Annotated in this window: 21 protein-coding genes; 8 read left to right on the forward strand and 13 right to left on the reverse strand. The window is 70.8% G+C overall.

Annotated features, from left to right (window positions below):
• Nucleotides 1-10: 10 nt before the first annotated feature.
• Both NMK44_RS18960 and NMK44_RS18965 read right to left on the reverse strand, forming a co-directional pair.
• On the reverse strand, nucleotides 11-1,309 hold the full coding sequence (locus NMK44_RS18960) for a ricin-type beta-trefoil lectin domain protein (RefSeq protein WP_254744576.1): 1,299 nt from the start codon (nucleotides 1,307-1,309) through the stop codon (nucleotides 11-13).
• A gap of 90 nt (nucleotides 1,310-1,399) precedes the next feature.
• Nucleotides 1,400-2,314 carry a LysR family transcriptional regulator gene (locus NMK44_RS18965; RefSeq protein ID WP_374215300.1) on the reverse strand — a complete coding sequence of 305 codons (915 nt, stop codon included), beginning with the start codon at nucleotides 2,312-2,314 and terminating at the stop codon, nucleotides 1,400-1,402.
• Between the two features lie 137 nt (nucleotides 2,315-2,451).
• On the opposite strand from NMK44_RS18965, the gene NMK44_RS18970 reads away from it, so the two are divergent.
• On the forward strand, nucleotides 2,452-3,789 hold the full coding sequence (locus NMK44_RS18970; protein WP_254744579.1) for an MFS transporter: 1,338 nt from the start codon (nucleotides 2,452-2,454) through the stop codon (nucleotides 3,787-3,789).
• 191 nt (nucleotides 3,790-3,980) lie between these two features.
• On the opposite strand, the gene NMK44_RS18975 is transcribed toward NMK44_RS18970, so the two are convergent.
• Nucleotides 3,981-4,751 carry an alpha/beta hydrolase gene (locus tag NMK44_RS18975; RefSeq protein ID WP_254744582.1) on the reverse strand — a complete coding sequence of 257 codons (771 nt, stop codon included), beginning with the start codon at nucleotides 4,749-4,751 and terminating at the stop codon, nucleotides 3,981-3,983.
• Between the two features lie 103 nt (nucleotides 4,752-4,854).
• Here NMK44_RS18975 and NMK44_RS18980 point away from each other — a divergent pair, with 103 nt between their 5' ends.
• The 3 genes from NMK44_RS18980 (at nucleotide 4,855) to NMK44_RS18990 (ending at nucleotide 7,268) form a co-directional block, all read left to right on the forward strand.
• Nucleotides 4,855-6,021: an adenosine deaminase gene (locus tag NMK44_RS18980; RefSeq protein WP_254744584.1), complete on the forward strand. Its 1,167-nt coding sequence runs from the start codon at nucleotides 4,855-4,857 to the stop codon at nucleotides 6,019-6,021.
• Between the two features lie 134 nt (nucleotides 6,022-6,155).
• Nucleotides 6,156-6,398 carry a hypothetical protein gene (locus tag NMK44_RS18985; protein WP_254744586.1) on the forward strand — a complete coding sequence of 81 codons (243 nt, stop codon included), beginning with the start codon at nucleotides 6,156-6,158 and terminating at the stop codon, nucleotides 6,396-6,398.
• Between the two features lie 126 nt (nucleotides 6,399-6,524).
• On the forward strand, nucleotides 6,525-7,268 hold the full coding sequence (locus tag NMK44_RS18990; RefSeq protein WP_254744588.1) for a hypothetical protein: 744 nt from the start codon (nucleotides 6,525-6,527) through the stop codon (nucleotides 7,266-7,268).
• A gap of 46 nt (nucleotides 7,269-7,314) precedes the next feature.
• On the opposite strand, the gene NMK44_RS18995 is transcribed toward NMK44_RS18990, so the two are convergent.
• From NMK44_RS18995 to afsQ1, 5 genes are all read right to left on the reverse strand, one after another.
• Entirely contained in the window at nucleotides 7,315-7,518 is a 204-nt protein-coding gene (locus NMK44_RS18995; RefSeq protein ID WP_254744590.1) for a PspC domain-containing protein, read from the reverse strand.
• A gap of 96 nt (nucleotides 7,519-7,614) precedes the next feature.
• On the reverse strand, nucleotides 7,615-8,190 hold the full coding sequence (locus tag NMK44_RS19000; protein ID WP_254744592.1) for a VanZ family protein: 576 nt from the start codon (nucleotides 8,188-8,190) through the stop codon (nucleotides 7,615-7,617).
• Between the two features lie 166 nt (nucleotides 8,191-8,356).
• On the reverse strand, nucleotides 8,357-8,983 hold the full coding sequence (locus tag NMK44_RS19005) for a hypothetical protein (protein WP_254744594.1): 627 nt from the start codon (nucleotides 8,981-8,983) through the stop codon (nucleotides 8,357-8,359).
• Nucleotides 8,980-10,479: an ATP-binding protein gene (locus tag NMK44_RS19010; RefSeq protein ID WP_254744673.1), complete on the reverse strand. Its 1,500-nt coding sequence runs from the start codon at nucleotides 10,477-10,479 to the stop codon at nucleotides 8,980-8,982. Before NMK44_RS19010 ends, NMK44_RS19005 begins: the two co-directional genes overlap by 4 nt.
• 139 nt (nucleotides 10,480-10,618) lie before the next feature.
• Nucleotides 10,619-11,296, reverse strand: a complete 678-nt coding sequence (gene afsQ1, locus NMK44_RS19015) for a two-component system response regulator AfsQ1 (RefSeq protein ID WP_254744596.1) — start codon at nucleotides 11,294-11,296, stop codon at nucleotides 10,619-10,621.
• Between the two features lie 202 nt (nucleotides 11,297-11,498).
• Between afsQ1 and NMK44_RS19020 the strand changes: the two genes are divergently transcribed.
• Both NMK44_RS19020 and NMK44_RS19025 read left to right on the forward strand, forming a co-directional pair.
• Nucleotides 11,499-12,269 carry a SigE family RNA polymerase sigma factor gene (locus NMK44_RS19020; RefSeq protein ID WP_254744598.1) on the forward strand — a complete coding sequence of 257 codons (771 nt, stop codon included), beginning with the start codon at nucleotides 11,499-11,501 and terminating at the stop codon, nucleotides 12,267-12,269.
• Between the two features lie 419 nt (nucleotides 12,270-12,688).
• Nucleotides 12,689-12,922 (forward strand): hypothetical protein, encoded by a 234-nt coding sequence (locus NMK44_RS19025; protein WP_254744600.1) that lies wholly within the window; start codon nucleotides 12,689-12,691, stop codon nucleotides 12,920-12,922.
• 117 nt (nucleotides 12,923-13,039) lie between these two features.
• On the opposite strand, the gene NMK44_RS19030 is transcribed toward NMK44_RS19025, so the two are convergent.
• The 4 genes from NMK44_RS19030 to deoC all read right to left on the reverse strand — a co-directional run bounded on the left by NMK44_RS19030 (nucleotide 13,040) and on the right by deoC (nucleotide 17,174).
• On the reverse strand, nucleotides 13,040-13,672 hold the full coding sequence (locus tag NMK44_RS19030) for an ATP-binding protein (protein ID WP_254744602.1): 633 nt from the start codon (nucleotides 13,670-13,672) through the stop codon (nucleotides 13,040-13,042).
• A 170-nt stretch (nucleotides 13,673-13,842) separates the two neighbouring features.
• Entirely contained in the window at nucleotides 13,843-14,712 is an 870-nt protein-coding gene (locus tag NMK44_RS19035; RefSeq protein ID WP_254744604.1) for an aldehyde dehydrogenase family protein, read from the reverse strand.
• A complete protein-coding gene (locus tag NMK44_RS19040; RefSeq protein WP_254744606.1) occupies nucleotides 14,705-16,135 on the reverse strand; it encodes an aldehyde dehydrogenase family protein in 1,431 nt (476 codons plus the stop codon). Before NMK44_RS19040 ends, NMK44_RS19035 begins: the two co-directional genes overlap by 8 nt.
• Before the next feature lie 34 nt (nucleotides 16,136-16,169).
• Nucleotides 16,170-17,174 (reverse strand): deoxyribose-phosphate aldolase, encoded by a 1,005-nt coding sequence (gene deoC, locus NMK44_RS19045; RefSeq protein WP_254744675.1) that lies wholly within the window; start codon nucleotides 17,172-17,174, stop codon nucleotides 16,170-16,172.
• 136 nt (nucleotides 17,175-17,310) lie between these two features.
• On the opposite strand from deoC, the gene NMK44_RS19050 reads away from it, so the two are divergent.
• Complete coding sequence (locus NMK44_RS19050; RefSeq protein ID WP_254744608.1) at nucleotides 17,311-18,036, forward strand: PH domain-containing protein; 726 nt, start codon at nucleotides 17,311-17,313, stop codon at nucleotides 18,034-18,036.
• Between the two features lie 108 nt (nucleotides 18,037-18,144).
• On the opposite strand, the gene NMK44_RS19055 is transcribed toward NMK44_RS19050, so the two are convergent.
• Entirely contained in the window at nucleotides 18,145-19,512 is a 1,368-nt protein-coding gene (locus NMK44_RS19055; protein WP_254744610.1) for an NsdA family TPR-like regulatory protein, read from the reverse strand.
• 204 nt (nucleotides 19,513-19,716) lie between these two features.
• Here NMK44_RS19055 and NMK44_RS19060 point away from each other — a divergent pair, with 204 nt between their 5' ends.
• Entirely contained in the window at nucleotides 19,717-19,845 is a 129-nt protein-coding gene (locus NMK44_RS19060; RefSeq protein WP_254744612.1) for a lasso RiPP family leader peptide-containing protein, read from the forward strand.
• The last annotated feature ends 61 nt before the right edge of the window (nucleotides 19,846-19,906 follow it).

Genomic DNA, 19,906 nt, shown 5'->3' on the forward strand with positions numbered 1-19,906 from the left:
CGTGTACGCGCTACTTCGGGGCGACCCACACCTGTCGCTTGTTGGAGTTGGCCGAGTGGAGCTGGACCTTGGTGCTGTCGGCGGTGGAGCCGCCGGTCACATCGAGCACCTTGCCCGAGGCGACGTGGACGATCTGGCCCTTGGCGTTGACCGACCACTTCTGCGACGCCTTGCCGGTGCAGTCGGAGAGCTGGATCTTGTTGCCGTCGGTGGCCGCGTTGCCGGCGTCGTCCAGGCACTTGCCGTTGGCACGGAAGGTCCCGTCCTGCTCCAGCAGCCAGGACTGGGAGGCTTTTCCATGGCAGCGGAAGACCTGGATCTGGGTGCCGTTGGCGGCCTTGCCGCCCTTGACGTCCAGGCACTTGCCGCCGATGCCGGTCACCTTGCCCTGGGGCGAGAGGGTGGCCCCGGCGCCCTTGGCGAGATGGCGCAGGCCCTGGACGTCGAACTGCTGGACGTAGGTGCCCGCGCGCTTGTCCTGGTAGGCGTCGGCCGGGGTGCACATCACCGGCTTCTGGCCGGAGTCGGTGCCCTTGACGCAGTCGCCGCGCGCGGAGCTGCGGTTGGCGTGCGTCATGCCCATCGTGTGCCCGAGCTCATGGCTGATGTGGTTGCGCATGAACGTCTCGCCCCAGGACGGCAGCGGCTTGCCGTCCGCGGTGAAGAACGAGCTGTCGATGTAGGTGTGGCCGCTGGTGACCGTGTCGGCCACCGACGAGGCGTAGAAGCCGCAGCTGAGGTTCTTGGTGCCGGAACCGTCGTGGACGACCTTCCAGCCGTGGCTGCCGCCGTCCGCGGGCGGGACGCAGGGGCGCTTGAGCACGCCCATGACGATCTCGCCCCTGGGCCGCTCGTACTCCCAGCCGACCGGTGTGGTGTCCACGGTGATCGGCAGATGGGTGACCCGCCGGAGGTCCGCCGCGGTCGCCTTCGCGTAACGGGACAGCCAGTCCGCGGACTTCTGGTCGTAGAACTTGATCGTGTAGCCGGTGGCCAGCGCCTTGCCCGGACCGCCCAGCTTCCAGCCCTCACCGTGGGGCTGTGCCGCCGCGGCCTTGCGCTGCGCGGCGGGCGCCGCCTTCAGCGTCATGACGCCCTTGTCGAAGGTGGCGTCATCGGTGGCGGCCCCGGCGTTGTCCGTGACCGGCAGGGAGGCCGTGGACGGCTTCGCCGTCGCGGGCCGTTCCTCGTCGCCGGTGCCGAACGCGCTGGACGAGAGCACCCCTCCGGTGATCGCCGCCGCGGCGCACACCGCGACGATGGATATCCGGCGCTTCCTGCTGGAGCGCAGCCTTCTGTTGGATCGCAAGTCCCCGTTGCCCTTTCAGAGAAAGAACTCTTGTCGATGCCGGGCTTCGCCTGCCGGCGGCCCGAGTTGATCGAATGTTAGTCCAGGGATTCAGTCCAGCAGTTGCCCCCTCCTGCTCAGCAGGAAGCGCTTGAAGGCCGCCACCGGAGGGGTGTCCGGATGGCCGTCCAGCCAGGCGACGCCGATCTCCCGCACCGCGCGCGGCGCGGTGACCGTCAGTTCGGCCACTCCGGGGCGCGGCACCGCCGGGGGCGGCAGCAGCGCCACCCCCAGTCCGGCCGCCACCAGACCGCGGATCGTCTCCGCCTCCTCGCCCTCGAACGCGATCTTCGGGGTGAACCCCGCCTCGGCGCACAGCGCGTCGGTGATCCGGCGCAGCCCGTAGCCCGGTTCGAGGGTGACGAACACCTCGGCGGCGGCCTCGGCCAGCCGGATCCGGCGGCGGTTCGCCAGCCGGTGGCCGTCCGGCACCACCAGCCGCAGCCGCTGTTCGTCCAGCCGCCGGGCGACGAGATCGGGGGCGTCGGGCATGGGCGAGGTCAGACAGAGGTCGAGGCCGCCCGCCCGCATCCGCTCGATCATCGCCTCGCCGTAGTTCTGCACCAGCTGGAAGCGGACCCGGGGATGGTCCACCCGGAAGGCGCGGATCAGTCCGGGCACGGTCTCCGAGCCGAGGGTGTGCAGAAAGCCGAACGAGACCCGCCCGGCGGCGGGATCGGCGTCCGCCCGTACCGACTCGGCGGCGCGGTCCACCTCGGCCAGGGCCCGTTCCACCGAGCGCAGAAAGGTCCGGCCCGCCGGGGTGAGCGCCACCGTGCGGCCGCGCCGGGCGAACAGCGCGACCCCGAGGTCCTCCTCCAGCCGGACCATCGCCCGGCTGAGCGTGGACTGCGGTACCCCGAGCTCCTGGGCGGCCCGGGTGACGTGCTCGTGGCGGGCCACGGCGGCGAACTGGGCGAGCCGCGGGGTGAGCGCCACCGCCCATGACTCCTCCTCCGCCTCCATTCCTCCTGTCACCGGAATGTCGTGTTCGTAACTGATGCGTGACACGTACGCCCCTGACCTCGGCTGATGCTGTGATGGAACGATTATCTTGATTCCGTGCATTGGACGCATCAGCCGTGGGTACATACGGTCGAACCATGCCTCCCGCTGATACCGGGGCGTCCACCGGGAACCACCGTGTGGACGCCTCCCCCGCGCTGTCCTCCGCACCTCTCTCCACCGCCGCCGCGCCCGCTCCCGAGCGGATGAGCCCGGGCCGCCCCGGCTACGTCCGGATGCGGTTCGCCCTCTTCACCGCAGGGATCGCGACGTTCGCCCTGCTCTACTCGACCCAGGCGCTGCTGCCCGCCATCTCCGGCGACCTCCATGTCCAGGCCGACCGGGCGAGCTGGAGCGTCTCCGCGGCCACCGCGGGTCTGGCGCTCGCGGTGCTCCCGCTGAGCGCCCTGTCCGAGCGGTTCGGCCGCCGCGCGATGATGACGGGCTCGCTCACCATCGCGGTGGCGCTCGCCCTGCTGGTGCCGTTCGCCCCCGACCTGGGCTGGCTGATCGGACTGCGCGCGGTCCAGGGCGCGGCCCTGGCCGGGATCCCCGCCTCGGCGATGGCGTACCTCTCGGAGGAGGTGCAGCCCAAGGCCCTGATCGGCGCGATCGGGCTGTTCGTGGCGGGCAACAGCATCGGCGGTATGAGCGGCCGGATCCTCACCGGCTGGGTGGCCGACGGCTGGGGCTGGCGGACCGCGCTGGCCGCGGTCGGCGTCATGGCGCTGCTGTGCGCGGTGGCCTTCCGGCTGCTGCTGCCCCCGGCCCGGCACTTCACCCCGACCGCGGTGAGTCCGCGCGACCTGGGCCGTACCGTCGCCGGACACCTCCGCGACCCGCTGCTGTGCCGGCTGTACGCGATCGGCGCGCTCTTCATGACCGTCTTCGGCGCCGTCTACACGGTGATCGGCTACCGGCTGGTGGCCGAGCCCTTCGGCCTCTCGCAGTCCGTGATCGGCTCGATCTTCCTGATCTACCTGGTCGGCACGGTCTCCTCGGCCGCCACCGGCAAGCTGGTCGGCCGTCTGGGCCGCCGCGGCGCCCTGTACGTCGCGGTGACCACCACCGCGGCCGGACTGCTGCTGTCCCTGCTGGACTCGATCGGCGCGGTGCTGCTCGGTCTGGTGCTGATCACCGCGGGCTTCTTCGCGGGCCATGCGGCGGCCTCCTCGGCGGTCAGCCGCACCGCGAAGACCGGGCGGGCCCAGGCCGCGGCGCTCTACCAGGCGTCGTACTACCTGGGCAGCAGCGCCGGTGGCGCGCTGGGCGCCCTCGCCTTCCACGCGGCCGGATGGTCCGGTGTGGTCGTGCTCGGCCTCGCGGCCGTGACCGGCGCGGCGGGGATCACGCTCTACGGCACCCGTCAGGCCCAGGTGGAGCGGCGCGCGGAGGTGGCCCGCCAGGCCCTGCGCGGTGTCCCCGTCCGCGCCTGAACGCCCCCCCACAGGCCCGGAGGGGCCGCTCGCCCCTGTCCAGCGAGCGGCCCCTCCGCCCTTTCCGGTCCCGGTCCGCCAGTGGTGGCGGGCGCGGGCCTGTGCCGGCGTACGGCTCCGCCGCGTGGGCGCGACCGGCCGCGACGTGGCCGCGGACGCGTCACGGCAGCGGCAACGGCCCCCCGCAGCGCTCAGCGGCGCAGCGTGGAGCCGAAGCCCGCCGCCAGCGGCATCCGCAGGCCCAGCGGCGGCGGAGCCGCCAGCGCGTCGGCCACCGGGCGGGAGTAGCCGGTGGCGAAGAGGGAGCCGAGCAGGAAGTCCGCGGTGAGGGCCTGGACTTCGGAGCGGTGCTGGTGCAGACCGTGGCCGTCGCTGTGCACCTCAAACCGGCACACATCCCGGTTGATCTTCTTGGCCCGTTCCGCCAGCCGGTAGGACAGATCGGGGTCGGTGCGCTCGTCATTGGTCCCGTGGGCGATCAGCACCTGCCGCCCCGTGAGCTGTTTCACCGGTTCGGGGGTCGGGTCCGTGTCCGGTTCCGGTTCCGGCAGCCAGGGGGCGAGGGCGACCACCGAGGTGACGGCCGGGTGTCCGGCGGCATGAAGGGCGGCCCGGCCGCCCATGCCGTGACCGGTGAGACAGACCGGTACGTCGCCGTAGAGCCGCCCCACCTCGTCCGCCGCCCATGCGGCATCCGCGGCGGGGTCCGCTGCGGAGCCGTTCCAGCCGCGCCGCCGATAGCGGACGACATGGGCGGTCAGACCCTCCTCCTGACCGGCCCGCACCAGTCTTCGGGCCAGTGGCAGTACGGCCGCCGCCGACATCCGGGAGGGGCGCCGGGTCCCGACGGCCTCACCGCCCGGGAGCAGCAGCACCACACCCTGTACGGTCCTCCGCGCGGCGGCCGCGCCCATCGGCCGCCCCAGCCGTGCGCCCCGTTCGGGCAACGCTTGCTGAGCCATGCCGACACGATCGCAGAAGGACAGGTGTACTCCACTACCCGTGCGGGTCACTGTTGCGTATCTATCCATCCCGTTCTACGCGCGTAGGGGCTAGGCTTCGCAGATGACGAGCGAGCACACCCACCAACCCACCCCCGAACAGATCCGCCGCGCCCCCAAGGTGCTGCTGCACGACCACCTCGACGGCGGGCTGCGCCCCGGCACCATCATCGACCTCGCCCGCGAGACGGGGTACGACGCACTGCCCGAGGCCGAGCCGGACAAGCTGGGCGTCTGGTTCCGCGAGGCCGCCGACTCCGGTTCGCTGGAGCGCTATCTGGAGACCTTCTCGCACACCTGCGCCGTCATGCAGACCCGGGACGCGCTGGTCCGGGTCGCCGCCGAATGCGCCGAGGACCTCGCCGCCGACGGGGTCGTCTATGCCGAGGTGCGCTACGCCCCCGAGCAGCACCTGGAGAAGGGGCTGTCCCTGGAGGAGGTCGTCGAGGCCGTCAACGAGGGCTTCCGTGAGGGTGAGCGGCGGGCCCGCGAGAACGGCCACCGCATCCGGGTGGGGGCCCTGCTGACCGCGATGCGCCACGCGGCCCGCGCCCTGGAGATCGCCGAACTCGCCAACCGCTACCGCGACCTCGGCGTCGTCGGCTTCGACATCGCGGGTGCCGAGGCGGGCTTCCCGCCCACCCGCCACCTGGACGCCTTCGAGTACCTGAAGCGGGAGAACAACCACTTCACCATCCACGCGGGTGAGGCGTTCGGGCTGCCGTCCATCTGGCAGGCGCTCCAGTGGTGCGGTGCGGACCGGCTCGGCCACGGCGTCCGCATCATCGACGACATCGAGGTGGCGGACGACGGCAGCATCACACTGGGCCGCCTCGCCTCCTACGTCCGGGACAAGCGCATCCCGCTGGAGCTGTGCCCGACCTCCAACCTCCAGACGGGCGCGGCCAGTTCGTACGCCGAGCACCCCATCGGACTGCTGCGCCGGCTGCACTTCCGGGCCACCGTCAATACGGATAATCGTCTGATGAGTGGAACGAGTATGAGTGCTGAATTCCAGCATCTCGTATCAACATTCCACTATTCGCTGGACGACATGCAGTGGTTCACGGTCAATGCCATGAAGTCGGCCTTCATTCCTTTTGGTGAACGTCTGGCGATGATCAATGACGTGATCAAGCCTGGGTATGCTGAATTGAAGTCCGAATGGCTGTTCCGCCAAGTGGCGTCCGAGTCCGCTGTGACCAGGGGTTCTGCCGGCGACGAGAGCTGATCTCACGAGGCGGGGCGCGGAGTTGACCGATACGGCGTGATGTCACGGCAGCCCTTTCCGGTGTTTGCGGGCAGGCGAAATCCATGACTACGTTTTCGTATCGGTCAAGCCCCCGTCTCAAGGACAGATTTCTGATGAAGCAGGGAACCCTGAAGACCCTCGGCGTCGTTGCCCTCGGCACGGTCGCCATCATCGCCGGAGGCAGCACCGCGTCGGCGGTCTCGCCTGCCCCGGTGCCCGGCGGTGGCGCGGCCACCCCGCAGATCCCCGGCCAGGGCGCCGGCAAGCCCGCGGCCGGCAAGGCCGCGCCCGACCAGGGGCTGCTCGGCAAGCTCCCGGTCGGCGGTGTGCTGGGCAACGGCCTGCGCCTGGGCTGATCCGCACGTCCGGCGACGGGCCGGGCCGCGCGTCCCGTACAGGGGTGTGCGGCCCGGCCGCGTCGTATGCCAGGATCATGCCGACATGCCGCGGCAGACCGGCGGCCGACTGTGGGGGAGCCTCCCGTGCGGACATCGACGAGCAGACCGGCGGCGCGGTCCGGGCGGACCCGCGCGACCACCGTGACGGCCCTCCTGGCCTGTCCCCTCCTGGCCCTCACCACCGCGTGCGGCGGCGGTTCGGACGACAGTGACGCCAAGGCCACCCCGTCCGCCGACCGCAGCCGGTCCGCCGCTCCGGCCCCCACCCGGCTGGAGAAGGCCGCCCTGGCGCAGGGCGACCTCAAGGGCTACCGGGTCACCACCCGCAAGGCCGAGAACTGGGCCAGCGGTCAGCCGAAGTCCGGCACCCGCGCCTGCCAGCCGCTCGCCGACGCCACCGGTGACGAGCCGAGCCCCGCGGCCAAGGAGACCGTGCGGCGCGGGGTGAACGGCCACAAGGCGCCGTACAAGGGCGTCACGGCCGGGATCAGCAGCTACGGCGCGGCGGAGGCCAAGACCTTCATGCGTGAGCTGAAGGCCGCGCTCGGCAAGTGCTCCGGCGGGTTCAGCACCACGCTCAGCGGGCGGACCGTGCGCTACAGCGAGGTGCGGCCAGAGCCCCTCAAGGCGGCCGGGGACGACAGCGTCGGCTACGGACTGACCGCCTCCGCCCAGGGGACGAAGATCCCGATGCGGGTGGTCGCGGTGCGCTCCGGCTCGACCGTCGCCCTCTTCATGGGCGTGGACTTCAAGGGGCTCAGCGAGTTCCCGGTGCCGCGGGTGATCGTCGACAAGCAGCTTGCGAAGCTGGAGAAGGCGGGGCTGTAACCGCGGTACGGCGCGGTGCGCCCGGGGCGGGCCGCACCGCCCCGCGTCACCATGCCTCGCGGTGGCCGTCCTCCGCCGGGAGCAGGAACCACAGCGCCAGGTAGAGCACGAACTGCGGACCCGGCAGCAGACAGGAAGCCACGAAGATCACCCGCATCGTGGTCGGGGTGGTGCCGAAGCGGCGGGCCAGCCCCGCGCAGACTCCGGCGATCATCTTCTGGCTACGGGGGCGGGACAGTGCGGCGGCCATGGTGTGACTCCTCGTCTCGTCGGACTCCGGACCGGTGCGATCCGTGGTGGACCGGAGGCCGGGGTACCCGGGAAGCTCTTCCCGATACCTCCAACGCTAGGGACGCGAGCCCGTCGAGGCGTCGCTCCAGGGTGCCAGCCCGACCCTGTGAATCGTCGGGGTCACCGTCGGAGTCCCCTCCTCCCGGGGGAGGGCCGTGGAGCGCGCCCGGTCAGCCCGGCGGCGGAGTCCGCCCCTCACGGCGGGGACCACCAGGACATGCGCGAGCGCCACCCCGGCGGTGTTCAGCAGCACCGAGTCCACGTTCATGATCTGCCCGGTCACCTCGCTGCGCAGCAGCGCGACCGCCAGGGCCGCCATCGCCCCGGTGAGCACCGTACGCGCCAGTGAGATCAGCGGATACGCCTCCACCCGGCCCGCGGCCAGTGGCAGCAGCACCCCCAGCGGTGCGAGCAGCAGCAGTTCGCCGCCGATCGAGCGGATCGCCGCCCACGGGCTGAGCGCCAGATCGGCGCGGATGGTGGCCAGCGGCTCCAGGGTTTCGGCTGACACCCAGGGCACCGTGAGCGGGCGCAGGGTCAGCCAGCCCACGAACGACAGGTGTACGACAAGGAGTACGACGCCCGTGGCGCGGTAGCGGAAGGCGGCCCTTCGGCCGGAACGACCCTGCACGCATCACAGGACGCGCCGTGCGGGGGTGCCGGTTCCGCCTGTGCCCCGCTGGTCAGCAGCTTGTTACCGAGAGGGGCCCCACCTGGGGTGACCGGCTCATGAAACGTAACGAATCCTCACGCGATCACGAGCGGTCGTCCGCGATACGAGAAGCGGTCAGAGCTGATCAGGAGAGCAGCACCCCGGAGTTGACCGCGATCTCGGGATGGCGGCGCATCTCCTCGGAGCAGGTGTAGCGCTTGAGCGGATCGCGGTCGCTCTCCGGACCGCCCAGCACCACCCGGTGGTGCTCGTCCGCCGCCGTGGACTCCGCGAGCGTGCACACGATCTGGGCCAGCGCCATGGACTGCAGCTCCTCCGGCGGCCGGTTCAGCCGCAGCGCCCGGTCCGGATCGTCCTGCGCGGGCGCGGAGACCTGCACCCAGTCCTCCACCGCGGTGGCGAACCCGGCCCCCGTCTCGGCCGACGAGGGCGGCTGCCGCAACTGCTCCAGCAGCGCACGCCCGATCTGCACCGGTTCGGCCGGCGGCTTCTCGTCCGGCATCCGCACCTCGCGGCTCACCGACAGCACGCGGGAACCGCACAGCAGATAGATCCGCATCGAGACCCGGCCCGTCCGTTCGGCCGACCGGTCCGGCTCCGGCGCCTCGCATGACGCGCGCGAGGGCGCGGCCCCCGCGTCCACCGGCACCGATGTCCCCCGGATTCCGCAGCCGGTGGCCAGCAGCGCGGCCGCCGCGGTCAGCAGTGCGAGCGCCGGACGGGTACGGCGCCGGTCGACCGTCCGCTTCATCGGGCGCCCCCTTCGTTCTTGCGCTGCTCGGAGCCCTTGCGCCGGTCGTTCTTGCACTCCTCGTCCTTGAGCTGCTCCTCCGAGGCGAGCTGCGAGGCGTCCATCGGCAGCCGCAGGGTGAAGACCGCCCCGCCCTCCTCGGAGTTGGCCGCGCTGATGTCACCGCCGTGGATATGCGCGTTCTCCATGGCGATGGACAGACCGAGTCCGCTCCCCTCCGACCGGGGCCGGGAGGCGCTCGCCTTGTAGAAGCGGTCGAAGACATGCGGCAGGACGTCCTCGGGGATACCGGGGCCGTGGTCCCGCACCCTGATCAGCAGGTCGTCGCCGTCGGTGTGCACCGACACCCGCACCGGTGAACCACCGTGCTTCAGCGCGTTCCCGATCAGGTTCGCCAGGATCACATCCAGCCGCCGCGGATCGAGCCGGGCCATGATCCCGCGCTCCGCGTCCAGTTCCACCGCGTCCAGCCAGGCGCGTGCGTCGATGCACGCCGTCACCTGGTCCGCCACGTCCACGTCGTCCAGCACCAGACGGGCCGTGCCCGCGTCGAAGCGGGTCACCTCCATCAGGTTCTCCACCAGGTCGTTCAGCCGCCGGGTCTCGCTCACCACGAGCTGCACCGCCGGGGCGATCATCGGGTCGAGCGAATCGGCCTCGTCCTCCAGCACCTCGGTGACGGCCGTGATCGCGGTGAGCGGGGTCCTCAGCTCATGCGACATGTCCGCCACGAAGCGGCGGCTGGACGCCTCCCGGGCGCTCAGCTCCGCCACCCGTTTCTCCAGCCGCTCCGCGGTCCGGTTGAAGGTGCGGGAGAGATTGGCCAGCTCATCGGAGCCGGACACCTGGAGCCGGGTGTCCAACTGCCCCTCGCCCAGCCGGTGTGCCGCCTCGCCGAGCCGCTGCACCGGCCGCAGCACGGTGGCCGCGGCGGCCTGGGCCAGCAGCGCGGAACCGATCAGCGCCAGGGCGGTGGCGATCCCCAGCGACCAGGCCAGCGAGTTGAGGTCCTGGCGCTCGGTGTCCAGCGACTTGAGCATGTAGCCCGTCGGGCCGCCGCCGTTCACCTTCGCCCCGCCGACCAGGTACGGCGTACCGTCCAGCGTGATCCGCTGCCAGTAGAGGTGGTACGGGGCCTCGTTTGAGCCGTCCATCGCACGCCGCTGGTCCACCGCGTGACGCAGCGACCTCGGCACCACCTTCTGGGTGAACAGCGCCTCGTCCGAGGCCGCGACACAGGTCCCGCCGCCGCGCGTACCGGAGATCAGCAGCACTTCGTACTTCTGGCTGTTGTCCGACATACGGTCCGCCGCGTCCTGCAATTCGGGACATGTCGGTAGGGCGGGCAGCGGGTCGGTGTCCTCCTTGAGCGCTTTGCGGAACTCGTCCAGCGCCGCGTCCTGGGTACGGGTCAGCACCGCGTCACGGTTCAGCCAGTAGGCGATGGCCGAGGCGGACACGGCGGCGGCCAGCGCCACCAGACCGAAGACCAGCATCAGCCGCAGCCGCAGACTCAGCCACCGCAGCAGACCCGCGGTCCAGCCCCGCGCACGACCGGGCTCCTCGCTCACCCCGCTCAATTCCTTACGTCTCCGCCCCGGATCTCGGCGCCTGCGCCCCGGGCCCCGGCTGCGCTCACTGCGGAACGTCCAGCCGGTAACCCACTCCGCGCACGGTACGGATCAGCGTCGGCGAGGACGGCACATCCTCCACCTTGGCGCGCAGTCGCTGCACACAGGCGTCGACCAGCCGGGAATCGCCGAGGTAGTCGTGCTCCCACACCAGTCTCAGCAACTGCTGCCGGGACAGCGCCTGCCCCGGCCGGCGGCTGAGCTCCAGCAGGAGCCGCAGTTCGGTGGGGGTGAGCTGGAGATCCTCACCGTTCTTGGTCACGGTCATGGCGGCACGGTCGATCACCAGGCTGCCGAACGAGGCGGCGTCGTTCGCCTCCCGTTCGCCCCGGCGCAGCACCGCGCGGATCCGGGCGTCGAGCACCCGCCCCTGCACGGGCTTGACCACATAGTCGTCGGCTCCCGACTCCAGCCCGACCACCACATCGATGTCATCGTTGCGTGCGGTCAGCAGGATGATCGGCAACTGGTCGGTGCGGCGGATACGACGGCACACCTCGAAGCCGTCGATCCCGGGCAGCATCACATCCAGCACGACCAGATCCGGCCGCTGCTCGCGCAGCAGTTTCAGGCCGTCCTCGCCTGTCGCCGCCGTCGCCACACGGTGGCCCTGGCGGGACAGTGAGAGTTCGAGGGCCGTGCGGATGGCGTCGTCGTCCTCGATCAGCAACAGGAAAGGCACGTTGGTCATTCTGGCCTACAAGGGGCCTGTAGTTCGACCGCCGGGGGTTTATCGGCCCGATCCCCTGTGACGAGCCTGTGACAGTCGACAGACAGCGCGATGAAACTGGCCCGGCAGAGTCATCTGTGCACCGGGGCGGTACACCGGCCGGAGCAACCAGAACCAGACCGGACGGACCGGCTCCACCGACGGGGGGCGCGAGATGAGCACACTGCACTTCACTACCACCAGCGCAGTTCGCACACGCCTTCACGACGCCGGCCGGAGCCACGAGAAGTCCGGTGCCGTGAGCGGGCGGGGGTGCGCTCGCGGCGCCGGGCGTCAGCGGCCTCCTTACATGGTGGCCATTGACGCGAAGACGGAGGCCGAGGGGGACACCGGCGGCCTCGGGGGGCACGGGGGAAACGGGGGCGGCTCGTACGGGGAGGCAATGGGGGAGCGGCGCGCTGCGTCGGAGGCGGAGTTCACCGCCTACGTCCAGGAGCGCCGCGCCTCCCTGTACGCCACGGCCTACCACCTGACCGGAGACCGGTTCGAGGCCGAGGACCTGCTGCAGAGCGCGCTGTTCTCGACCTACCGGGCCTGGGACCGGATCAGTGACAAGGCGGCGGTCGGCGGCTATCTGCGGCGGACCATGACCAATCTGCACATCAGCGCCTGGCGGCGCCGCAAGCTCAACGAGTACCCGACGGAGGAGCTGCCGGAGACGGCGGGCGACCAGGACGCGATGCGCGGCACCGAGCTGCGCGCCGTGCTGTGGCAGGCCCTGGCCCGGCTCCCCGAGCTCCAGCGCACGATGCTCGTCCTGCGGTACTACGAGGGCCGTACGGACCCGGAGATCGCGGACATACTGAACATAAGCGTCGGAACGGTCAAGAGCAGTATCTGGCGGTCGCTGCGGCGGCTGCGCGAGGACGAAGCCCTCAGCTTCGGCCGCGACGAAGAGGAGTCCTTCGGCGAACTGGTCGCCTGACGGCGGCGGGAGATCGAAGGCGGGGGAAAACGGGGGAACACGGGGGAAAGTACGGGGGATCGGGGGAAAACGGGGGAACCGGGGATCGGGGGATCCGCGGGAGAGTACGGGGGACACGGGGGAGCACGGGGGAACAAGTGCGGGACCGGAGGGCCGGGGGGTCCATCCGGTCCCGCTCGCATGTGTGCGGGTTCGCGTGCCTGATGCGCCGAGGGAATTCCGGGTTCCAGAAATCGCGGCAATTGCCTTTCCCTTGTTTCACTATTGTCGGTCGGGCAAAAACGCCAAGTGCGCTGCTAACGTCTTTCGCGTCGCCGCGGCGGCCCGGAATTCTGGTGGTGGAATGCCGCTGTGAAGGTGTGGCCGACCGTGGGCGGAAAAGGCTCTGTTGTGTATCCCCCGCTTAATTGGAGGCTCACATGAAGAAGACCCGACGCGCGAAGGCGCTCGCCGTGGCCGCCGTCGCCACGGCCGCCGTCGCCCTGCCGGTGGCCATGGCGAACACGGCCTCGGCCGAGACCCGTCTGCTCCCGCACTGGACCAACTCCTACCTCGAGTGCCAGACGCTGGGCAACAAGTTGGCTCAGCAGGGTGAGCTCACCGGGTTCAACTGTGTGCCGCACGGCGACGCGGTCATCATGTACCCCTGGTAAATCAGCCATTCGGCGGTCCTTTCCGGCCGCGGGCTGAATACCACGGCGGAGCGTCCCGATTCCGGGGCGCTCCGCCGTCGTTTTATGCGAGGGGTCTTCTCGGGGTGTCCGGAAAACTCAGGTCCTGACCCCCGCGGGCCGCCGGCCCGCCACGGCCGCCGCCGCTATCCGGCCCAGGGCCGCGTCCCGGTCGCAGGCGTACGCGCCCAGCGCCGTCTGCCGCGCCACGATGCCGCGCTCCGACCGCATCAGCCGCCAGCCCCTTCGCACCAGATACGACGCCGACTTGCGGCCCTCCCGCAGATCGCGCAGCAGCCGCCGCCGGAACGTGGTCGAGGGACGGCCCCGCAGACAGATCGCGTCCGCCAGCAGTCCCAGCTCCCGGCACCGCCCGATGATGTCCGCCGCGAAGATCCCCTCGGCCACGAACAGCGGGGTCCGCCCGATGTGCAACGGCTCCGCGCCCACGCGGGAGCTGGAGGCGATGTCGTACACCGGCACGGTCGTCCGCGACGTATGGCACAGCTCCTCGACCGCCGCCACCGCCGCGTCCGCGTCCCAGGAGAGCGGGGAGTCCCAGTCGGTGCTCCCGTCCTCCGCCAGCTTGGGGAGGGTCGGGTCGTCGCCCTCCTTGTAGAAGTCGTCGAGGTTCAGCACGGGCAGCCCGGTGCGGGCCGCGAGCGAGGACTTGCCGGAGCCGGACGGACCGGTCAGCAGGACGACACGGGCGGGGGCGGGATGGAAGGTCACGGAAGACCAGTGTGGCGTATGGCGCCGCCCCTGTGACCTCCCGGGTCCGGACAAATGCGGCGGGGCGGATGTGATGTGCACCGGCCCCCGCATCCTCGGACGGGAGGAGCGGGGGCCGGTGGGCCGGTGAGCCGGTGAGCCGGTGGGGTCGGACGCCCCTCGGACGTCCGTCAGACGCCCATGGGGTGCCAGACCGTCTTGGTCTCCAGGAACGACAGCATCCGGCGGGTGCCGGGGTCGGCCGTCCAGTCCACAGCCTGTGGACGGACGACCCGCTTGAGGTTCTCCGCCGCGGCCGCCTCGAGTTCGGCGGCGAGCTCGGGCGCCGCGCCGGTGAGGTCGAACGCGTTCACGTCCTGGTGCGAGGCGAGCGGGGCCGCGATCTCGGCGGTGCGGCCGGAGAGCACGTTGACCACGCCGCCCGGCAGATCGGAGGTGGCCAGCACCTCGCCCAGGGAGAGCGCGGGCAGCGGACGGTCCTCGCTGCCGACGACCACCGTGGTGTTACCGGTGACGATCGCCGGCGCGATCACCGAGACCAGGCCGAGGAAGGACGAGTCCTGCGGGGCCAGGACCGCGACGACCCCGGTGGGTTCGGGGCTGGAGAGGTTGAAGTACGGCCCCGCGACCGGGTTGGCGGATCCGGCGATCTGGGCGACCTTGTCGGACCAGCCCGCGTACCAGACCCAGCGGTCGACCGCCGCGTCCACCTGGGCGCCCGCCTTGGACTTGGAGAGCCCCTCGGCGTCGGCCACCTCGCGGACGAACTGCTCGCGGCGGCCCTCCAGCATCTCGGCCACGCGGTAGAGGATCTGGCCGCGGTTGTAGGCCGTGGCTCCCGACCAGCCGCCGAACGCCTTGCGAGCGGCCACCACGGCGTCCCGGGCGTCCTTGCGGGACGCCTGCGGGGCGTTGGCCAGCCAGCGGTCCTTTGCGTCGGTCACCTCGTACACCCGCCCGCTCTCGGACCGGGGGAACTTGCCCCCGACGAACAGCTTGTAGGTCTTGAGCACGGACAGTCGCTCACTGCGGTCAGACATCGAGGTACGCCTCCAGGCCGTGGCGACCGCCCTCGCGGCCGTAGCCCGACTCCTTGTAGCCGCCGAACGGCGAGGTGGGGTCGAACTTGTTGAACGTGTTGGACCACACCACCCCGGCGCGGAGCCGGCTCGCCATCCACAGGATCCGCGAACCCTTCTCCGTCCAGATCCCGGCGGAGAGGCCGTAGGGGGTGTTGTTGGCCTTGGCGACGGCCTCTTCGGGGGTGCGGAAGGTCAGCACGGACAGCACCGGGCCGAAGATCTCCTCGCGGGCGATCCGGTGGGCCTGTGTCACGCCGGTGAACAGCGTGGGCGCGAACCAGAAGCCGGAGCCGGGCAGTTCGCAGTCCGGGGCCCAGCGCTCGGCGCCCTCGGCCTCGCCCGCCTCGGCGAGCGTGCGGATACGGGCGAGCTGCTCGGCCGAGTTGATCGCGCCGACATCGGTGTTCTTGTCCAGCGGATCGCCCACGCGCAGCGTCCGCATCCGGCGCTTGAGGGCGTCCAGCAGCTCGTCCTGGACCGACTCCTGGACCAGGAGGCGGGAGCCCGCACAGCAGACATGGCCCTGGTTGAAGAAGATCCCGTTGACGATGCCCTCGACCGCCTGGTCGATCGGCGCGTCATCGAAGACGATGTTGGCCGCCTTGCCGCCCAGTTCGAGGGTGACCTTCTTCGACGTCCCCGCCACGGTGCGGGCGATGGCCTTGCCGACCTCGGTGGAACCGGTGAAGGCCACCTTGTCGATCCCCGGGTGGCCGACCAGCTCGGCGCCGGTGGCGCCGTCGCCGGTGATGATGTTGACCACGCCCTTGGGCAGTCCGGCCTGACGGCAGATGTCCGCGAAGAACAGGGCGGAGAGCGGTGTCGTCTCGGCGGGCTTGAGCACCACCGTGTTGCCCGCGGCGAGGGCCGGGGCGATCTTCCACGCCAGCATCAGCAGCGGGAAGTTCCACGGGATGACCTGACCGGCCACGCCCAGCGGCCGGGGGTCGGGGCCGTAGCCCGCGTGGGCCAGCTTGTCGGCCCAGCCCGCGTAGTAGAAGAAGTGCGCCGCGACCAGCGGGAGGTCGGCGTCCCGGGACTCGCGGATCGGCTTGCCGTTGTCCAGGGACTCCAGCACGGCCAGTTCGCGTGAGCGCTCCTGGATGACACGGGCGATCCGGAACAGATACTTGGCGCGCTCCGAACCCGGCAGGGCGGACCAGCTCTCGAACGCCTTGCGGGCGGACTTCACCGCGCGGTCGACGTCCTCGGCCGTGGCCTGGGCGACCTCGGAGAGCACCTCCTCGGAGGAGGGCGAGATGGTCTTGAAGACCTTGCCGTCGGCCGCCTCGGTGAACTCGCCGTTGATGAACAGCCCGTAGGAGGGGGCGATGTCGACGACGGACCGGGACTCGGGTGCGGGTGCGTATGCGAAGGTCATGGGCTTCGTGGGAGTCGTGGGTGCCATGGGTGTCTCAGTCCACCGTCATGTAGTCGGGACCGGAGTAGTGGCCGGTGCGGAGCTTCTGGCGCTGCATCAACAGGTCGTTGAGCAGACTGGAGGCGCCAAAGCGGAACCAGTCGGCCGTCAGCCACTCCTCGCCCAGCGTCTCGTTGACCATCACCAGGTACTTGATGGCGTCCTTGGAGGTGCGGATGCCGCCCGCGGGCTTCACGCCCACCTGCACCCCGGTGGCGGCGCGGAAGTCGCGCACGGCCTCCAGCATCAGCAGGGTGACCGGCGGGGTGGCGTTCACCGCCACCTTGCCGGTGGAGGTCTTGATGAAGTCGGCCCCGGCCAGCATCGCCAGCCAGGACGCCCGGCGGACGTTGTCGTAGGTCTGGAGCTCACCGGTCTCGAAGATGACCTTCAGATGGGCCGCGCCGCCGTCCGGGCGGGCGCACGCCTCCTTCACCTGCTTGATCTCCTCGAAGACGTCGAGGTAGCGGCCGGAGAGGAAGGCGCCGCGGTCGATCACCATGTCGATCTCGTCCGCCCCTGCGGCCACCGCGTCCCGGGTGTCCGCCAGCTTCACCGGCATCGCGGCGCGGCCGGAGGGGAAGGCGGTGGCGACGGCGGCGACGTGGATGTCGCTCCCGCTCGCGGAGGCCAGCGCCTCCTTGGCGGTCGCGACCATGTCGCCGTAGACGCAGATCGCCGCGACCTTGGGGACCGTACGGTCGGTGGGGTCGGGGTGGGCCCCCTTCGCGCACAGCGCCCGGACCTTGCCCGGGGTGTCCGCGCCCTCCAGGGTCGTCAGGTCGATCATCGAGATCGCCAGGTCGATGGCGTACGCCTTCGCCGTGGTCTTGATCGAGCGGGTGCCGAGGGTCGCGGCGCGCACCTGGAGGCCGACCGCGTCGACGCCCGGCAGGCCGTGCAGGAAGCGGCGCAGCGCGCCGTCCGAGGCGGTCACGTCCGCCATGGACGCGAGTCGCTCCGCGGCCTCTTTGCCGTATGCGGGAACTGTGCTGGGCATGGTCACCAGGTGAGCATATCTACGCGCGTAGCAGATGTCACCCCCGGGGGTGGGGATCCTTCGGGGGTCTGTTGCGGAAGGCGGGTCCTTCGCTCCGGGGTCCGGTGCCGCGGGGGCGTGGTGCACAATCGGGCGCATGACGAGCCCGGATGACTCCACCTCTGACTCGGCCCGCGACTCGGGTCGCGACCCGAGTCGCGACCCGGCCCCCGCGCCGGGTCCGGACGCGGCCCCGCAGTCCTCGGACGACGGCCAGGAGGGCGCCTTCGCCGACCGCGTCTACCGGTCCCCGGCCGGTATCGCCGGCGGGGTGCTGCTGCTCGCGGTCGGCGCCTGGCTCGGCATCGACGCGATGATCCGAGGCGAGGGTCGGACGCCCTGGCTGGCCCTGGCCGGGCTGCTGTTCGCGGTGCCGGTCGTCATCGCCTTCACCGTCCGCCCCGCCGTCTACGCGGGCGCGGACCGGCTGCTGGTCCGCAACCCCTTCCGCACCATCACCCTGCCGTGGGCCTCGGTCGACGCGCTGCGCGCGGGCTACACCAGCGAGGTGCTGGCCGCCGGGGGCAAGTACCAGTTGTGGGCGATCCCCGTCTCCCTGCGCCAGCGCAAGCGAGCCGCACGGCGTCAGGCCCGGTCCGCCGCCGAGGACCCCTACAGCCGCACCTCCGCCCATGTCGCCGTCGACACCCACGAGGACCGGCGCGCGCCGTCCGACGCGGCGATCGGTGACCTGCGGGAGATGGCCGAGCTCAACGCGGGGCGGGACGGTGCGCAGGGGGCTCCTGAGATCCGCTGGGCGGTCGAGGTCATCGCACCGGCGGTGGCGGGGGCCGTACTGCTGGTGATCATGCTGGCCATCTAGGGCCGGTGGGGTGCGCTCGGCGTCGGCCGCCTTCCGGAGGTCGATGTGTCTGCCGGGGAGGTCCACGTGGGGATCACAGCCGCCGGCCGACTCTCCAACGAGTGGCGATCAGGTCGCGGCCAGGAACTCGACAGCCCGCTCATCCAGCTCAGCGGCACATCGCACACCGCGGGCCCGAAAACGAGCGAGATCACTACGCATCCGCTTCACGGCCTTGCGGGTGCGGACGGACCGCACACCGTTCATATGGTCCATCGCCGTGTTCCAGGTCGCGCACGCCTGCTCGATACCGCCGCCCTTGAGCTGCATCTCGGCGCTCGCCACCAGGTCGAGGGCGACGATCCGTGCATAGGCGGCTGGGCGAGACGCGGCGGCCCGCGCGTACTGCTCCGCTGCCGCCTTCCGATCGCCCAACGTCTCGTAGACCTTGGCATTGCGCGAGTAGACCGACGCAGCAGGCGGACCCCAGGCAAGAGCCCAGAACGGTACTTCGTCCCCACAGTCAGCCGACAGGAGGGCACGGGCCCGCTCGGCCTCAGCAATGGCCGCCTGCCTCCGCCCGGACTTGGCCAGGGTGTGGGCATGCACGACGCGGAAGAGCGCTTCTGTCTGCACATCGACCTTGCCCTTCGCATGGTTCAGCCCGGTCTCGGCCAGAGCCTGGCAGTGCTCGGGCCTGTGCAGCTTGAGTCCTTGCATGGCCATCGTGCGCATCACGAACCCATCGTGCCCGGCAACGCCGGACTCGACTGCGAGCGCGTAGGACTGAAGGTAATAGCGCTGAGCCAGGCCCTGCTGTCCTGCGTCATAGGACTTCCAGCCGAGCAGGTGCACGCCGCGGCTGGCGGCAGAAAGCATGTGCTGGCGAATCTCGTCGGTTCGGAAACGGCCTCGGCACAGCGGGGCGACGTCGTCGCGAAGGTATTGCACCAGGGCACTGCGCCCGTGCTGTCCACCGTGGCGTTCATCCATCTCGGAGAAAAGGCGCACCATGTCGCGGACCGCAGCAACTTCCGCCATGCCGATGGTCTGGCCCGTGCGGGCGGCGGCGGTGCGCTCGGCAATCTCTTGTACATACGACAGCGGGAGGCCGGCGGCGGCGACCGAGTAGGCGGACGTGGTGAGGAAGCGGCGCCGGTCCAATTCGTGCCTCCACATTGGCAGCAGGGTGTCCAATGGATCCTGGTTGATGGACAGTCCCAGGCTGTCGTCTTCCCCTTGGTGCGGTGCGAGGCCCAGATCGTGAAGGGTCAGCAGGCGGCCGAGCCGACGGGACAAGGCTACGGCGAGATAGCGGCCGGTATCGCGTGCGGGGACTGCGCCGCGCATCCAGTGGTCGATGTTCGACTTGTTGGTCCGTAATAACTTCCCGCACTCGGCGGCTACGGCGCGTACCTCCTTGGCCAGGGACTCATACGTGAGCCCGGACTCGGCGACGAGGCTCGTCAGCTGCTGATTCGGCGTGCGCTTGGTCATGAGTACCTGCCCCGTATACCCGATATACCGCTCGGCCTGCCCGACACCGTACCGCCAACCCTCTGAACTGGGTTGACTGTTTGTCAGGGCCAGGGGGTCGGGGAAAAACGTGGCTCCCCCGGCCTCGGCTGCAGGGCCAGGTACCACGTCCACAGCGCGCCCATTCTCGGGCGCGCGGGATGGAACACCACGGAGGTAGGAATCATGAACACGCAGACCACCGCTCTCGAGTACAACGCTCCGGTCGTCCTGGACGCCGGCGAGGTCGTCGAGGTGACGCTGGGCACCAATAACTTCGACACCGCCGACGACACCCAGTACAAGAACGCCTGATCCATCGGCTGCCTGGGGCCGGGCGGTGTGCGCCGTGGCCCGGCTCCAGGCTCCGGACTTG

It is taken from the genome of Streptomyces cucumeris (assembly GCF_024295805.1).
Taxonomy (GTDB): domain Bacteria; phylum Actinomycetota; class Actinomycetes; order Streptomycetales; family Streptomycetaceae; genus Streptomyces; species Streptomyces cucumeris.

Bases quoted from the DNA above. Each gene is read 5' to 3' on its own strand.
- NMK44_RS18965 (WP_374215300.1), bottom strand. From the start codon at position 2,314: ATGGAGGCGGAGGAGGAGTCATGGGCGGTGGCGCTCACCCCGCGGCTC.
- NMK44_RS18980 (WP_254744584.1), top strand. From the start codon at position 4,855: ATGACGAGCGAGCACACCCACCAACCCACCCCCGAACAGATCCGCCGC.
- deoC (WP_254744675.1), bottom strand. From the start codon at position 17,174: ATGCCCAGCACAGTTCCCGCATACGGCAAAGAGGCCGCGGAGCGACTC.
- NMK44_RS19020 (WP_254744598.1), top strand. From the start codon at position 11,499: ATGAGCACACTGCACTTCACTACCACCAGCGCAGTTCGCACACGCCTT.
- NMK44_RS19035 (WP_254744604.1), bottom strand. From the start codon at position 14,712: ATGTCTGACCGCAGTGAGCGACTGTCCGTGCTCAAGACCTACAAGCTG.
- NMK44_RS18995 (WP_254744590.1), bottom strand. From the start codon at position 7,518: ATGGCCGCCGCACTGTCCCGCCCCCGTAGCCAGAAGATGATCGCCGGA.
- NMK44_RS19040 (WP_254744606.1), bottom strand. From the start codon at position 16,135: ATGACCTTCGCATACGCACCCGCACCCGAGTCCCGGTCCGTCGTCGAC.
- NMK44_RS18970 (WP_254744579.1), top strand. From the start codon at position 2,452: ATGCCTCCCGCTGATACCGGGGCGTCCACCGGGAACCACCGTGTGGAC.
- NMK44_RS19005 (WP_254744594.1), bottom strand. From the start codon at position 8,983: ATGAAGCGGACGGTCGACCGGCGCCGTACCCGTCCGGCGCTCGCACTG.
- NMK44_RS18975 (WP_254744582.1), bottom strand. From the start codon at position 4,751: ATGGCTCAGCAAGCGTTGCCCGAACGGGGCGCACGGCTGGGGCGGCCG.
- NMK44_RS18985 (WP_254744586.1), top strand. From the start codon at position 6,156: ATGAAGCAGGGAACCCTGAAGACCCTCGGCGTCGTTGCCCTCGGCACG.
- NMK44_RS19055 (WP_254744610.1), bottom strand. From the start codon at position 19,512: ATGACCAAGCGCACGCCGAATCAGCAGCTGACGAGCCTCGTCGCCGAG.
- NMK44_RS19060 (WP_254744612.1), top strand. From the start codon at position 19,717: ATGAACACGCAGACCACCGCTCTCGAGTACAACGCTCCGGTCGTCCTG.
- NMK44_RS19050 (WP_254744608.1), top strand. From the start codon at position 17,311: ATGACGAGCCCGGATGACTCCACCTCTGACTCGGCCCGCGACTCGGGT.
- NMK44_RS19010 (WP_254744673.1), bottom strand. From the start codon at position 10,479: ATGCTGGTCTTCGGTCTGGTGGCGCTGGCCGCCGCCGTGTCCGCCTCG.
- NMK44_RS19025 (WP_254744600.1), top strand. From the start codon at position 12,689: ATGAAGAAGACCCGACGCGCGAAGGCGCTCGCCGTGGCCGCCGTCGCC.